Here is a 13,891-nt window from a genome sequence, read left to right as displayed (position 1 = left end):
ACCGCCGCCATTGCAGGGATGGAACTGACAGCACCGGCGATCATGAAGGCCATGGCCGCACCCGGGCTCATTGCCCTGCTCCACCAGACCGGACAGCGAGAGGCGGCGCCACGTAGCTGTTGAGATAGGCGGGCATGCCGACCAGCGCGGCCGTGACGATCGGCAGAAGTCCGTCGCCGCCGACGGCCCGTGCGATCAGATCTGCTCGGCACATAGGTGACCAGCACCGCTTCCAGGGCGTAGGCAAGCGCCCAGCCACTTGGCGAGGAAAAGGGCGTTGATCCTCAGTTCCGGTGCCGAACACGGCCTTACGGTCTTTTTCCTGCCAAAACCGCCAAACTGGATTCCCCTTGAGACGGCGACGGTCCGCAACCGCAGCCGCCCGAGGTTCTCGGCTTGAGCGGGTTTGAAAACAGTCCGCCCGCTCACGAGCGCCTTGACGGTAAATCCGCCGAACAGGCCGAGGCCGACCGCAAAAACCGCCTTGCCGATGGCGAACGGCCAGCCGAGGGCAGCCGCGGTGATCAGCAGCGTCGGCGGGTCGATCAGCGGCGACGACAACCAGAAGGCCATGATCGCCGGCAGCGGCGCACCCAGCGCCAGCAGACCCGCGATGAACGGAATGACCTGACAGGAACAGAAAGGCGCCAGACCGCCGAACAGGGCGGCCAGAACGATCGCCTGGGTTTCCCGTCCTTCGAACACACGCCCGATGGTGGCCTCGGCGCCTGCCGCCTTCAGCCAGGCAATCAGCAGGACGGCGGCAACGATGTAGGGCAGCGTTCCCATAAAGGCCCGGATCGCGAACAGCGTCACCGGACCGGCTTCACCCGGATCGAAGGCCAGCACCAGAAGCGGCACGGCGACGACGAGCGTCCACGGGGTCAGCAGGATCTGTTTCCAAGGGAAGGACGACGGTTCGGGTGCACAGCAGGCATCGCCCGAAGGTGTTGCGCAACAGGAAGATTTAGCCGGCGTAATATCGGTCATGATCCGATCTCCTCCTCGGGCGCACATACGGCCGTACAGCCGTTTTCATCGACGCAGCATTCTTTCAGGATGTAGCCCGCAAGCGCTTCCAGATGATCGAAGGCCGCCCGGTTGATCACTGCCCGGCCGGCCTTTTCCTGCACGATCAGACCGGCGGATGTCAGGAACTTCAGATGATGGGCAAGCGTGGACGCGGCCATGTCGGTCCGCGCCTGGATGTCCCCGACCGTCAGCCCGCTCCTGCCGGCCTTCACCAGGGTGAGCACCACCTGCAGGCGGGATTCCGATCCCAGAGCGGCAAACCCTTGCGCGGCTTCTTCCAGATCCATCCTCATTCGCCTCATTTCAATATAACCATAAAACTAGAAATATAGTTATATCGAGCCGAACGCGAACGCAAGGCCTTTCATGCCCGACACCATCACGCTTGAAACGGGAAGCGGGACCGACCGATGCAGATGGGTGTTGCTCGGGGCCTATCCGGCCTTCTCGACCTGCGAAATCCAGTCCGTCAGATTGTAGTAGGTCGTGATCCGGGCGATCTTGCCGTCGCGGATCTCAAAGAAGCTGCCGGCAGGAAGCTTGTAGGTCTGACCTTTGGCTTCCGGCAGGCCTTCATCGTCGTCCAGGTAGGTGCCGGAGACGATGAATTCGGCCGCCGCCCGCGAACCGTCCTCGGAAATCAGCAGCAGGATATCCGACAGCCGCTCCTTGTAGCAGCGGGTCATATGCACGTTGAACGCCCAGAACTTGTCCTTGCCGACCCGCCGTTCGCCCTGATTGACGTCGTGGATCAGATCGTCGGCGACCAGATCCTCCATCTTGCCGGTATCCCCGGCGTTGAAGGCGGCAAAATAGGTGTCCAGCAGAAAGCGGGTCTGGGATTTGGGCATGATAAGGGACCTGATTGGACCGGAGAAGAACAAGACGGATGGGGAGTGTGCCCGTCCTTCGTGGCAGTGGCAAGACGGGAATTGGCCATCGCCATCAGCCTGTTGAACGCTCTTCCGGCTCCGTCTCGGCCCGCCACCTGAAGTTGCTTAAATGCAACACAAAGATGCATCCCTGCAGGTTTTGCCAATAACCCTCTTGCGGATCCGGGGGCCTTTCCCTTATGTCACGCCTCCCGGTCGCCGCACCGGTGCGGATGTCAACGGTTCGGCCATCTAACGGCCGCCCGCGTGATTGGGCCCTGCCCCCTCATGTACGGACACTGCTCCGGGATCGGACAAAGTCACATGATGCTAATCGGTATAGCGCCGGGCCTTTCACCCGGAGAAAGCAGGTTCGACTCCTGTCATGTGCGCTAGGATAGCTCAGTTGGTAGAGCATCGGACTTTTAATCCGACGGTCGCGGGTTCAACTCCCGCTCCAAGAGGTAGCCCTTCGGGGTTCGGGTTCAACTCCCGATCTGGCCTGTAAAGCCAACAGCCACTCACGCTGTCTCAATTGCGGGATTTGAAGGGAGCTTGCGGACGCAAGCCTGACCCGCCGCGTTCGCGCGGCCGGGAAAGCCTTGCCGATGCCCGGCGCTCCCGCCCGGCCTGTCGCAATGACCGCGCCGCGGACTTTCCGAAACCGCCTGTTTTCGAACGGGCGCGCTCTGCCTGTCCGCCGCAAGGCCCGCTTGCTTCCGGCCCGGCGCGGGCTCTGGTGCTCCCTTCGGGTCTCCCGTATCCGCGGACCCGGGACTGAAACGAAACAGACAAACAGAAAGGACGACCAAAGTGCCTTAGCGCGATGGAAGGAGTAACGAAGATGATGCGAATTCTCGAAAAGATCCTGGGCCGCACCCGCGTGCTGATCCAGGAAAACGAACGGGCTCTCCACCTGGTGAAGGGCGAACTGCAGACCATTCTGACGCCGGGCGAATACTGGCTGGCGAATGGCCAAGGCTCGCTCGTGATCGAACGGCAGAACCTGGCCACGCCCGAATTCCGCTCGCCCTATGAAAAGGCGCTCTTCGACAAACTCCCCGAGATTGCAGCTGAGCACCTGACGGTCGTCCGGACGAAGCCCGGCGAAGTCGCCGTCGTGGAACGGGACGGACGCGTCTACGCCGTCCTTGGGCCGGACCAGCGGCTGGTCCTTTGGACCGTCGCCGGCCCGTGGACCGTGACCGTGATCGACACGCAGGCGGAGCCGGTCGTTCCGGCCGCGCTGATGCGCCGTCTGGGCGATGCCAAGCAGACGGCCCAGTTCGTCATCGTGCCGGTCGCCGACGGTCAGGTAGCGCTCGTCTACATCGACGGTGTCATGACCGCTGTCCAGGAACCGGGCATCCACGCCTACTGGAAGGCGGGCCGGACGGTCACCCAGAAGGTGATCGACCTGAAGCGCCAGAGCCTGGACGTGACCGGCCAGGAAGTCCTGACCCTCGACCGGGTGACCATCCGGATCAACATCACCGCGGATTACCGCGTTGTCGATCCGGTGAAGGCCGCCCACGATGTAAAGGACTTCTCCGACGCGCTCTACCGGGCGCTGCAGGTCGCCTACCGCCGGACCCTCGGCGCCATGAAGCTTGACCAGATCCTGGAAAAGAAGGGCGAGGTCAACGCGGAAGCCGTCGACAAGGTCCGCGCCGATATGGCGAAGATCGGGCTCGAGGTCTCCGACATCACCCTGAAGGACGTGATCCTGCCGGGCGAAATGCGCGAGATCCTCAACATGGTGGTCCAGGCTGAAAAGGAAGCCGAAGCCAACGTGATCCGGCGCCGTGAAGAAACGAACGCCACCCGTTCGCTTCTGAACACCGCAAAGGTCATGGCCGAAAACCCGGTCATGCTGCGGCTGAAGGAACTGGAAGCGCTCGAAACCATCGCCGGAAAGGTGGACCGTCTGACGGTCCACAACGGCACCGATGGCCTGATGCACGACCTCGTCCGCCTGCGCGACGGGGACGCGGCCTAAGGCCTGATAACAACAGCGGCGCGGGGAGCAAATCCCCGCGCCGTTTTTTTTGAAAATTCAGAAAGGCGGAAGCCCACGCCCCTGCCACTTGGCCGGCGGGATCGGCGGGCCGATCCGGAACGAGAATTTCACCACCCGCTTGACGTCCTTGTCCGTCTCGCAGCGGAAATTGAGATCGTACCATTCGCCGCGCGATCCATAGGCCGCCTGCCCCGGTTCCAGGACGTTGCCCTCCTTCGGCCGGAACGACGGCAGCATCTCCGGCGGGCGGGCAGGATCCCAATCGATCAACTGCGCGCGCAACTCGGTCATGCACAAGAGGTTCAGCCGCTGTCCAGGAGGCATGCCGGCCATGGCTGTCCGTGCCCGGGCGTCGCCCAGGATCGAAGCGGAAAACAGCTGTCGCGCCTCGGCCAGCCGCGGCCCCTGACGCCCGGCGTTTCCACCGCCGACAGCAGAGCTTGCAGGCGCGTTCGAAACGCTTCTGGCCGCCGGACGCTGCGCCGGCTTCGGCGTGGGCAGGGCCGAGGTCACGATCGGACCGACCGTGCCGAAGTCCTCTGTCGGCGCTTCGGTTTCGGCGATCGCTTCCGGTGCCGGAGCCTCCGTCGTGGCGGCTTCGGGAGGCTGGTCCGGCTGAGTTTGCTCGGCCTGCGCCTCTTCCGGTGGAGTTTCTTCCGGCTGCGCTTCTTCCGGTTGAGAAGTCTCCTCCACTTCCGCCGTTTCGGCTGGCGGGGCCTCGGCAGGCTCCGCCTCCGCGGACTGACCGTCCTCGGGCGCCTCGGTCTCCTGCGCGGTCTGCTCCGGTTCCGTCGGCGTCTCCTCAGGCTTATCGGATTTTTCCGCCTCTTCCGCCGCCGTTCCGTCCAGCGCCTCGCGCGGTCCGCTGTCGGTGTCTCCGAATTCGACCACGGGCTGCATCACGGTCGGAGCCGTTTCTTCAGGTTCTTCCGTCTGTTCCGGTTCGGCCTGCTGTTCTTCCGGCGGCGGCGGGGGTGGCGGAGGCGGCGCTGCCGCCTTCTCGTCCTCCGGTTTCTCTTCTTCGACCTTCGGCTTTTCAGGTTCCGGGATTTTGAGTTCGGGAACTTGTGGTTCCGGCGTTTCGATTTCTGGCGGCGCCACCAGTTCGACGCTGATCGGATCCACCTGGGGCTCGCCAAATTGCCGGGCGACGACGCCGGTCAGGGCCACCGCGACAAGTGTGTGTAGAAGCAGGGAGACGGCGAGTTCCCCGCCGAAAAACCAACGGTACTTGCGCGATGTCTCATGCATCGGCGCATCAGTGGCAGGAATGAAGGTCAGAGCGGGCGCATCGGACGTGAAGGTCCGGTCACCTTTTGTTATCTGCACTGGAATCGGGAACCCTTCCGACATCGACCGACACTTCAAAACCTAGAGCATCAGGTACAAACAAAAAACCCGGCGTTACCAAGGCAGGGTTCACTTTTCCGGTGTTGTTCCTGCTCTTTCAATGGTTCCAGACAAAAAACCCGGCGTTGCCGCCGGGTCTTTCTTCGTTTGATTTGCCTGTCCGCCTAGCTGTCCAGGAACGACCGCAGCTTGCGCGAGCGGCTCGGGTGCTTCAGCTTTCTGAGCGCCTTGGCCTCGATCTGGCGGATACGTTCACGGGTCACCGAGAACTGCTGGCCGACTTCTTCCAACGTGTGGTCGGTGTTCATGCCGATCCCGAAGCGCATTCTGAGCACGCGTTCCTCGCGCGGCGTCAGCGACGCCAGCACGCGGGTCGTGGTCTCGCGCAGGTTCGACTGGATCGCCGCGTCGATCGGCAGGACCGCGTTCTTGTCCTCGATGAAATCACCCAGGTGCGAATCTTCCTCGTCCCCGATCGGGGTTTCGAGCGAGATCGGCTCCTTGGCGATCTTCAGGACCTTGCGCACCTTTTCCAGCGGCATCTGCAGCTTTTCGGCCAGTTCTTCCGGGGTCGGCTCACGGCCGATCTCGTGCAGCATCTGGCGCGAGGTGCGGACGATCTTGTTGATCGTCTCGATCATGTGCACCGGAATACGGATCGTGCGGGCCTGGTCGGCGATCGATCGGGTGATCGCCTGCCGGATCCACCACGTGGCGTAGGTGGAGAACTTGTAGCCGCGGCGGTATTCGAACTTGTCCACCGCCTTCATCAGGCCGATGTTGCCTTCCTGGATCAGGTCCAGGAACTGCAGGCCGCGGTTGGTGTACTTCTTGGCAATGGAGATCACGAGACGCAGGTTCGCCTCGACCATTTCCTTCTTGGCGATGCGCGCTTCGCGCTCGCCCTTCTGGACCATGGCGACGATGCGGCGGAATTCGGTGATCTCGAGACCGGTTTCGGTCGCCAGCGTCTGGATCTCCTGACGCAGCTCGCGAATGGTTTCCTTTTCCTTGGCGATGAAGGTCTTCCACCCGCGAGTGGACAGGTTCGCCACCTTGCGCAGCCAGTTAGGGTCGAGTTCCGCGCCCTGGTACTGTTTCAGGAAGTCGGTCCGGTCGACGTTGTAGCTGTCGGCCAGACGCAGCAGACGGCCTTCGTAGCCCATCAGCCGCTTGTTGATGTCGTAGAGCTGGGCAACCAGGGCGTCGATACGGTTCTGGTTGAGCGACAGGCTCTTCACGTCGACGACGATTTCTTCCTTCAGCTTCTTGTAGCGGCGCTCCTGGGAAGGAGACAGCGTCCGGTTGGCCAGCTTGTTTTCAACGAGCTGATCCTGCAGGCGGCGCAGCTTCTTGTAGCTGTCGGCGACCCGATCGAAGGTTTCCAGAACGGCCGGCTTCAGTTCCGCTTCCATCGCGGAAAGCGACACGTTGGCTTCGAACTCGTCGTCGTCCTCGCCGTCCTCACCTTCGCCCTCGCCTTCGGACTCCGTTTCGCCTTCGGCGCCGGTCTTGGATTCCGGAGCCGTCCTGGCAGAGGTTTCTTCTTCCTCTTCGCCCTGCTCCTCGTCGTCGTTCGCGCTGGTCGGCCCCGCCTTGGCATCCGGACCGGCATAGGTCGCTTCCAGGTCGATGATGTCGCGCAGGAGAACCTTGCCTTCGTTGAGCTCATCGCGCCAGATGATGATCGCCTGGAAGGTCAGCGGGCTTTCACACAAGCCGGCGATCATGGCCTCGCGGCCGGCCTCGATGCGCTTGGCAATGGCGATTTCGCCTTCGCGCGACAGTAGCTCGACGGATCCCATCTCGCGCAGATACATGCGCACCGGATCGTCGGTCCGGTCGGCCGGCTCCTTGGTCGTGGTCGTCTTGGCCACGGCGCCGGAGCTTGCCGCGACCAGGTCGCCGCCGCCGTCCACGTCTTCCGCGGCCGCGTCGTCGACTTCGTCCGAATCGATCACGTTGATGCCCATGTCAGACAGCATCGACATGGTATCTTCGATCTTTTCGGAAGACACCTGTTCGGAGGGCAGGACTTCGTTCAGCTCGTCATAGGTAACGTAGCCGCGCTTCTTCGCGGCCTTGATCATCTTCTTGACTGCGGCATCCGACAGGTCGAGCAAGGGGCCGTCCGGGCCTTCTGTGCTGGTTTCCTGCGTGTCGTCTGCTTGTGTCGCCTTAGCTACCATATTTTGCTCCAGAACCGCGGCCCGTTGTGAAAGGCCGCGCCGCGCCCAAAATCTGTTTACTCCGACCCGACAACCGGCGCGCCAGCCTCACGACCGCGCAGCCCATTGCATTGGCTTATCGAATCGGGTTGTAAACCGTGTCCCTTAAGTCCCAATTAACCGTGGCGTCAAAGGCGGCTAAAAAAGCCTGACCCGAAACCACAAGCGTAACGCCTGCGCAAATGACCATCCATTTGCCACACCGCGTCCGATACGGGTTGTTGCAGCCTCTTTGAGAATATTTGCCGGGGGCTCGGTGCCATGCCGCGGCGCTTGCTGCTGCAGATGTTGTATTTAGCTTGCCGTTTACGATTCGCAAGTGCGATTCGCCGAAGGTCAATCAGATTCGGCTAAAAAAATGTGCTTTTGTGCAGATTTAGCACATATCAGGCACTGGCCGCCGCGGAAGCCGGCTCAGGAACGGGCATTGGCGTCGCCTTGATCTTCTTTGCCCGCTCGGCGAGTTCGGCTTCTTCGCGCACGCATTCCTCACGGCGGCGGCTCAGATCCTGGGTCACGGCCCGTATGCGGTTCCAGGCATCCTCGTCCAGTTCCGCCTCGCTTGCGGCCATTTCCATCTCCAGTTCGTTTTCCAGGGTGCGCAGCTCCAGCACATCCAGGAAATGCAGGAAGACAGCCTCGACGAAGTCTTCGGGCGGATGATTGCGCAGAAGCGGAAAGCGCTGAATGAGCGCGGAAAAGGCCCCGCCGTTGCGTTCCTGCAGGCCGGCCGAGCGATCGGCGATCATTTCCGCCAGAAGCTGCTGCAAGGGTTCGTCGGCAGTGCCTGCCAGTTCCGTTACCGGCGCTCCGTCCCGGTCATCGGCAATCCGGCACAGGGCGTCGCGAAACCGCCGGTGCAGATCGTCGGAAAACCACAGGCTGGCGATCCGTTCCAGATGACGATCGAGCAGTTGCGGATAGCGCACGCACAGCCCGCAGACCAGGCGCTCTGTTCCAAAAAGCGGCGCATCGGGCGCATCGACACGGGCCGGAGCGGCGCCGGTAATGCTCGCAAAATTGTCCTTGTTCCTGTCTCCGCGCCGTTGCCGGGCCAATTCGAAAAACAGATTGGACAGCTTCAGCTTGATGTCGAGCTGATAGCGCCGCCGGACCCGTTGGTCGCGGATGGTCTCGATCAGGTCGTCGAAGCGCTTTTCCAAAGCCGCCTTGCGTTCCGGCGTATCCAGCCGGGCAACGCCAATCTCCCGCTCCCAGACCGCATCGAACAAGGGCTGGGCACGCTCGATCTCGGTCTCGAAACCGGCGAGACCGCGTTCCCGGACAAGATCATCCGGGTCCATGCCGTCCGGCAGGAATGAGAACTGGAACGAATAGCCGCTGCGCAGAACCGGCAGGATGCGGTCGATCGCCCGATGGGCGGCCGCGACACCGGCCACGTCGCCGTCGAAACAGACAACCGGTTCGGCTGCGAATTTCCACAGCCGCATCACCTGATCTTCGGTAAACGCCGTGCCGAGCGTGGCAACCACATGCTTCACACCGGCCTGCCAAAGTGCAATCGCGTCGAGATAGCCCTCCACCACGACCGCCTGGCCTGACTTGAAGGCCGGTTCGCGCGCCCGGTGGGCGTTGAACAACATGACGCCCTTGTGGAACAGCGGCGTCTCCGGAGAATTCAGGTACTTGGGCTGGCCGTCCGGATCGAGTGTCCGGCCGCCGAAGGCGACAACCCGCCCCCGTTCGTCCTGGATCGGGATCATCAGACGTCCGCGGAACCGGTCATAGGTGGGACGCCCGCCCTCAGGCCGGATAATCAGGCCGGCTTCGACCATCATCTCTTCCGGCACGTCCTTGCCGATCAGATAGCGTTTCAGCGAATCCCGGCTGTCCGGCGCGTAGCCAAAGCGGAACTCGCGCAGGGTCTCCTGCGTGAACCCGCGCTTCAGGGAATACGACCGTGCCGTTTCGCCCCTTGAGGTGGCGAATTCCGCCTGGAAAAACTGCGCGGCCATCTCGCACACGTCGGCGAGGCTGGCGCGCTGCTTTTCCCGGCGCGCCGCCTGCGGATCCGGTGCGGGCAAGGCCACGCCGGCCTGTTCGGCCAGCCGCTCCACCGCTTCGGGGAAGCTCAATCCCTCGGTTTCGGTCAGAAAGCGGAAATGGTCCCCCGAAGCACCGCAGCCGAAGCACTTGTAGCGGTTGCGCCGGTCGTCCACGTGGAAGCTCGGGGATTTTTCCTGATGGAACGGACAACAGGCCCAGAAATCGCCCTTGCCCGGCTGCGTCTTGCGCCGGTCCCAGGTCACCCGACGGCCAACCAGATCAGACAGGGTGATCCGGGCCCTTATTTCATCGAGGAGCCGATTGTCGAAACGCATGAAGTCCGCCGAAACGCGCCTGAGTTTCGTCAGGAGCACATGTTGTCACTATGTCCGGCAATACCCGGACCTTGAGGTGCGAAGATAGGAGTAAAATACGGCCAGAGCGAGTCGCCTGCACGAGTCGCCCTGTTCGCGCGCACGCCCTGTGGCTAACCTGGGCATAACTCCAGTTCCGGTTGCCCGGCCACTTTCAGGTCTTCACGCGCCCTCGCCGGCCTTTCGGGGCGGGATATCCGCCTCTTTCGGTCCGTCGGAGCGCAGCAGGTCCTTGACCACGCAGGACGCCTGGACGAAATCCATTTTCCCCGGATAACGCGCCTTCAGTTCCGACATGCACCGGCCAATATCGCGCAGACCATGGGCATTGATATCGCGCACGGTTTCCTCGCAGATCGAGCGAATCTCGTCTTCGTCCAGCTTCTTCGGCAGGAATTCCCGGATGATTTCGCCTTCCCCGCGTTCCTGCTCGGCCAGATCCAGCTGCCCGCTTTCCTCGAATTCCTGAGCGGACACCTCCCGCTGACGAACCATTTTTTCCAGGATATCAATGACTTCGTCATCACTGACCCCGTCACGGCCGCTGTCGCGTGCGGCGACATCCCGGTCCTTCAAGGCCGTCTGAACCAGGCGCAAGGTGGCGATACGGCGTTTTTCGCCGGCCTCCTGCGCCTGCTTGAGTGCGATGGTTATTTTCTCGCGCATGCTTTTCCACTGCCCCCGCGGCTGCCGCAAACTTTAGGGCGCCCCAAGTCCGCCTTCAACCCATATCAAAGCAAGTTGTTGAAAGATATAGCCTTTTTTTCACAGGATCTCTGTTGACGATCGAGATGGCTTACCCTAGAGTCCCGCGCTTAATGCAGATGGCAATCTGACGGGCCCATGCCCGCGCGCTCACGCCCTTCCTGCAGCGCATGATGTCACCAACAACACCTGGAACGCAAGACATGACGACTGCAGACGCATGGTCCATAAAGCCGGCGACAGCCCTCCTCGTACTTGCCGACGGCAGCGTGATCGAGGGTGAAGGCCTTGGCGCCACCGGCGACGCCGTTGGAGAAATCTGTTTCAACACGGCAATGACCGGCTATGAAGAGATCCTGACCGACCCCTCCTACGCCGGCCAGATCATCACCTTCACCTTTCCCCATATCGGCAACGTCGGCACCAACGAAGAAGATATCGAGACCGTCAACATGGCCGCCGACAGCGGCATTCGCGGCTGTGTGCTGAATGCCGGCGTGACCGATCCGTCCAACTATCGCGCCTCCCGCCGCCTCGACCAGTGGCTCAAGGCGCGCGGCATCATCGGCATCAGCGGCATCGACACCCGCGCCCTGACCGCACTGATCCGTGAAAAGGGCGTCCCGAACGCCGTGATCGCCCATTCGCCGGACGGCACCTTCGATATCGACGCATTGAAGAAGAAGGCCGCCGGGTGGCCGGGCCTGGAAGGCATGGACCTGGCCAAGGACGTGTCCACGACGCAGACCCACAACTGGGATGAAACCACCTGGAAGTGGGACGCCGGCTACGGCAAGGCCGGCACGGCCGAATTCAAGGTCGTCGCCCTCGACTTCGGCATCAAGCGCAATATCCTGCGCCTGCTGACGGAAGCCGGTTGCGATGTCACCGTGCTGCCGGCGACCGCCACGGCCGAAGACGTTCTGGCCTATCAGCCGGACGGCGTGTTCCTGTCCAACGGACCGGGCGATCCGGCCGCCACCGGTGAATATGCGACAAAAACCATCAAGGCACTCGTCGAACGCGACATCCCGGTCTTCGGAATTTGCCTGGGCCACCAGATGCTGGCGCTGGCACTCGGCGGCAAGACCGTGAAGATGCACCAGGGGCACCACGGCGCCAATCACCCGGTGCACGATCACACGACCGGCAAGGTGGAAATCACGTCCATGAACCACGGCTTCGCCGTCGACGCCAAGAGCCTCCCGGACAGCGTGGAAGAAACCCACGTCTCCCTTTTCGACGGATCCAACTGCGGTATTCGCCTGAAGGGCAAGCCGGTGTTCTCGGTTCAATATCACCCGGAAGCGTCGCCTGGGCCTCGTGACAGCCACTATCTGTTCAAGCGCTTCACGGATTTCATGCGGGAAACGAAAAAAGCGGCCTGACCGATTAAACAGGACCGGCCGGTTCCGCAAAAGATCGCGAAATAAAAAAGGCCCGGAAACAATTCGGGCCTTTTTTACGACAGAAAGTGGCTTTTGGCGTCCGCGCCGGAGGAAGCAGGCGCGCCACGCGTTCTGCTAGTTGGCAGCCACCAGCTTGTTCAATGCCGTCAGGACGTCGTCGACTTCGGTAACCTGCTCGTCCAAAAGCGCCTTCTGCTCGTGCAACATTTCCTGCTGCGCCTGGCAGATGCCCTGAAGCTCACGGTATTGGTCCGTTTTCGGCGTGTCGCTTTCAACCAGCTTGATCACCCGGCGGATTTCCGCCAGCGTAAGACCGATCTTCTTCGCCTGCAGGATCACGCGCATGCGGCCGACATCTCGTGAACCGTAAAAGCGGCGTGCGCCCCGCCTCACGGGATGAAGAAGGCCTTTTTCCTCATAAAACCGCAGTGTTCGGAGTGTGACGCCGAACAGTTCCGACATTTCCGAAATTGCGAGAACTTCGTTTTCGGTTGCGGCATTTTCGACCGGCCCCGCGATATCCGGAACGGCGACTATGTTCATAGCTATGTTGTTCATCAAACTTGCCCGATAGTTTCTCGTTTTTTTTCACGGCTTGCTGACTATCCGGCATCCAAATGATACGGCCCACCTCCGTATTCATCGGATCCCACACGCCGAATACCCGCGAGCGCTGCAGTTCCCATCACTATACATGACGGACAGGAACGGAAGCGGTCGAACTCCAAACCGCGTAAGCTTTCACATAACTCTCTTACACTATTTTCGAACAGCTAATCCACGTCATTTTCAAGAAATTGGCGCGAATTGCCAAAAAATAGAATTTTTTTTAATAAGAGAGATCTTTTTACGACACATAAACTGCAACTTATGATCTTTATGCAAATTTTACAGAGACACATAGCCTTTCAGGTGCTTTATAATATTAATTATCGATAATATTTACATGAAATATACGCTTCGAAATAAAGGCAGCGTAAAAGCAAATGTCCAGCCTGAAAACAATCTCACCTCCTCTTCCCCGGCGAAAAAATAAACACCACCCTCTGTAAAAACGCCGATATTCCTGAGTGTTATATTCTGCTTTGTTTTAGGTGTTAACAATTCGCTTCCGAATAGTCTGAGCTTAGATAGTTTCAGTTACAACCATTGAGTTGGTCAAACCGTCCCCAGAAAATAATGCAGGAAAACGACACTTAACGCTTAAAAGCGTGCGCATGAGACGATTTGTCCGGGAGGAAACCCCGCCTCTGCAATTGTGGCACAAAGTGCACTTCCGCATTGACAGTCCCGACCGTTCAAGATTTTTCTGTTTTCGAACGAAGCTTATGTAGCGCTTCATTATTTTGTCGGTTAATGAGTTTCCGGCTGCGTTTTCCGGCTCTTGCAGGATCACGGAAGCCGGAACGGACTTAACCGCTGAACACGAGAGACTTCGGACATCTTGCCCGCAAATGCTCGTTCATTTGCCCGACCGGCAAGCACGATAGATGACATGGCCGATACCAAGAACTCACATGCCGCCCCCGTTATGAGCCCGGATCAGTTCCGTGAATGGAGACGATCACTCGGGTTGAAGCAGAAGGAAGCTGCCGATCAGCTGGGGCTCAAGAAGCGGATGATCCAGTATTACGAAAAAGGCAACCGGGATGGTCGCCCGGTCGAAATTCCCAAGTCGATTCGCCTCGCCTGTTATGCCCTGTCGGAAGGAATCGTCGATTTTGACGGCAATAATGCCCTGCCGGCAGACGAGGCTCCTACCGGGAATTAACGTTTTGCGCGCCCATGCGTCGTGAAAACGGAATTTAGCCTCCACGCGGGGTTTCCACGCCTCATAGTTTTCCCTATAAGACGCGCTCAGCCAACATAGACAACCATAATGGAACGAGCCGAA

Annotated in this window: 12 protein-coding genes and 2 tRNA genes; 5 read left to right on the top strand and 9 right to left on the bottom strand. The window is 60.6% G+C overall.

Going from position 1 to position 13,891, the window contains the following annotated elements; all coding sequences use genetic code 11:
- Nucleotides 1-67 precede the first annotated feature (67 nt).
- From ABIN98_RS09230 to ABIN98_RS09215, 4 genes are all read right to left on the bottom strand, one after another.
- Nucleotides 68-214 (bottom strand): hypothetical protein, encoded by a 147-nt coding sequence (locus ABIN98_RS09230; protein ID WP_346909389.1) that lies wholly within the window; start codon nt 212-214, stop codon nt 68-70.
- The gene (locus tag ABIN98_RS09225) at nt 196-990 is read right to left on the bottom strand and encodes a permease (RefSeq protein ID WP_346909387.1); all 795 of its coding nucleotides are present in this window, start codon (nt 988-990) and stop codon (nt 196-198) included. Before ABIN98_RS09225 ends, ABIN98_RS09230 begins: the two co-directional genes overlap by 19 nt.
- Complete coding sequence (locus ABIN98_RS09220; protein WP_346909385.1) at nt 987-1,319, bottom strand: metalloregulator ArsR/SmtB family transcription factor; 333 nt, start codon at nt 1,317-1,319, stop codon at nt 987-989. The genes ABIN98_RS09225 and ABIN98_RS09220 overlap by 4 nt, the downstream gene beginning before the upstream one ends.
- Nucleotides 1,320-1,466: 147 nt before the next feature.
- Nucleotides 1,467-1,883, bottom strand: a complete 417-nt coding sequence (locus ABIN98_RS09215; protein WP_346909384.1) for a ketosteroid isomerase-related protein — start codon at nt 1,881-1,883, stop codon at nt 1,467-1,469.
- A 342-nt stretch (nt 1,884-2,225) separates the two neighbouring features.
- Between ABIN98_RS09215 and ABIN98_RS09210 the strand changes: the two genes are divergently transcribed.
- The 3 genes from ABIN98_RS09210 (at nt 2,226) to ABIN98_RS09200 (ending at nt 3,903) form a co-directional block, all read left to right on the top strand.
- Nucleotides 2,226-2,296, top strand: a tRNA-Lys gene (locus tag ABIN98_RS09210).
- A gap of 3 nt (nt 2,297-2,299) precedes the next feature.
- Nucleotides 2,300-2,364 (top strand) — tRNA-Lys (locus ABIN98_RS09205).
- A 387-nt stretch (nt 2,365-2,751) separates the two neighbouring features.
- Nucleotides 2,752-3,903, top strand: a complete 1,152-nt coding sequence (locus ABIN98_RS09200) for a slipin family protein (protein WP_346909470.1) — start codon at nt 2,752-2,754, stop codon at nt 3,901-3,903.
- Nucleotides 3,904-3,960: 57 nt separating this feature from the next.
- Here the strand turns inward: ABIN98_RS09200 and ABIN98_RS09195 are convergent, their stop codons facing one another.
- From ABIN98_RS09195 to ABIN98_RS09180, 4 genes are all read right to left on the bottom strand, one after another.
- Nucleotides 3,961-5,253, bottom strand: coding sequence for a DUF930 domain-containing protein (locus ABIN98_RS09195; protein WP_346909382.1), 1,293 nt, complete (start codon nt 5,251-5,253; stop codon nt 3,961-3,963).
- A 185-nt stretch (nt 5,254-5,438) separates the two neighbouring features.
- Nucleotides 5,439-7,463, bottom strand: coding sequence for an RNA polymerase sigma factor RpoD (rpoD, locus tag ABIN98_RS09190; RefSeq protein ID WP_346909380.1), 2,025 nt, complete (start codon nt 7,461-7,463; stop codon nt 5,439-5,441).
- A gap of 425 nt (nt 7,464-7,888) precedes the next feature.
- The gene (gene dnaG, locus ABIN98_RS09185) at nt 7,889-9,844 is read right to left on the bottom strand and encodes a DNA primase (RefSeq protein ID WP_346909378.1); all 1,956 of its coding nucleotides are present in this window, start codon (nt 9,842-9,844) and stop codon (nt 7,889-7,891) included.
- A gap of 201 nt (nt 9,845-10,045) precedes the next feature.
- Nucleotides 10,046-10,549, bottom strand: coding sequence for a GatB/YqeY domain-containing protein (locus ABIN98_RS09180; RefSeq protein WP_346909376.1), 504 nt, complete (start codon nt 10,547-10,549; stop codon nt 10,046-10,048).
- A 242-nt stretch (nt 10,550-10,791) separates the two neighbouring features.
- Here ABIN98_RS09180 and carA point away from each other — a divergent pair, with 242 nt between their 5' ends.
- Entirely contained in the window at nt 10,792-11,976 is a 1,185-nt protein-coding gene (gene carA, locus ABIN98_RS09175; protein ID WP_346909375.1) for a glutamine-hydrolyzing carbamoyl-phosphate synthase small subunit, read from the top strand.
- A gap of 135 nt (nt 11,977-12,111) precedes the next feature.
- Here carA and ABIN98_RS09170 read toward each other — a convergent pair whose 3' ends face one another.
- Nucleotides 12,112-12,555, bottom strand: a complete 444-nt coding sequence (locus ABIN98_RS09170) for a MerR family transcriptional regulator (protein WP_346909374.1) — start codon at nt 12,553-12,555, stop codon at nt 12,112-12,114.
- Between the two features lie 937 nt (nt 12,556-13,492).
- On the opposite strand from ABIN98_RS09170, the gene ABIN98_RS09165 reads away from it, so the two are divergent.
- The gene (locus tag ABIN98_RS09165) at nt 13,493-13,768 is read left to right on the top strand and encodes a helix-turn-helix transcriptional regulator (protein WP_346909372.1); all 276 of its coding nucleotides are present in this window, start codon (nt 13,493-13,495) and stop codon (nt 13,766-13,768) included.
- Nucleotides 13,769-13,891: the final 123 nt, after the last annotated feature.

It is taken from the genome of uncultured Roseibium sp. (genome assembly GCF_963675095.2).
Classification (GTDB): domain Bacteria; phylum Pseudomonadota; class Alphaproteobacteria; order Rhizobiales; family Stappiaceae; genus Roseibium.
Note: the sequence above shows the minus strand (reverse complement) of the source record. Positions and strands in the feature narration are given on the sequence as shown.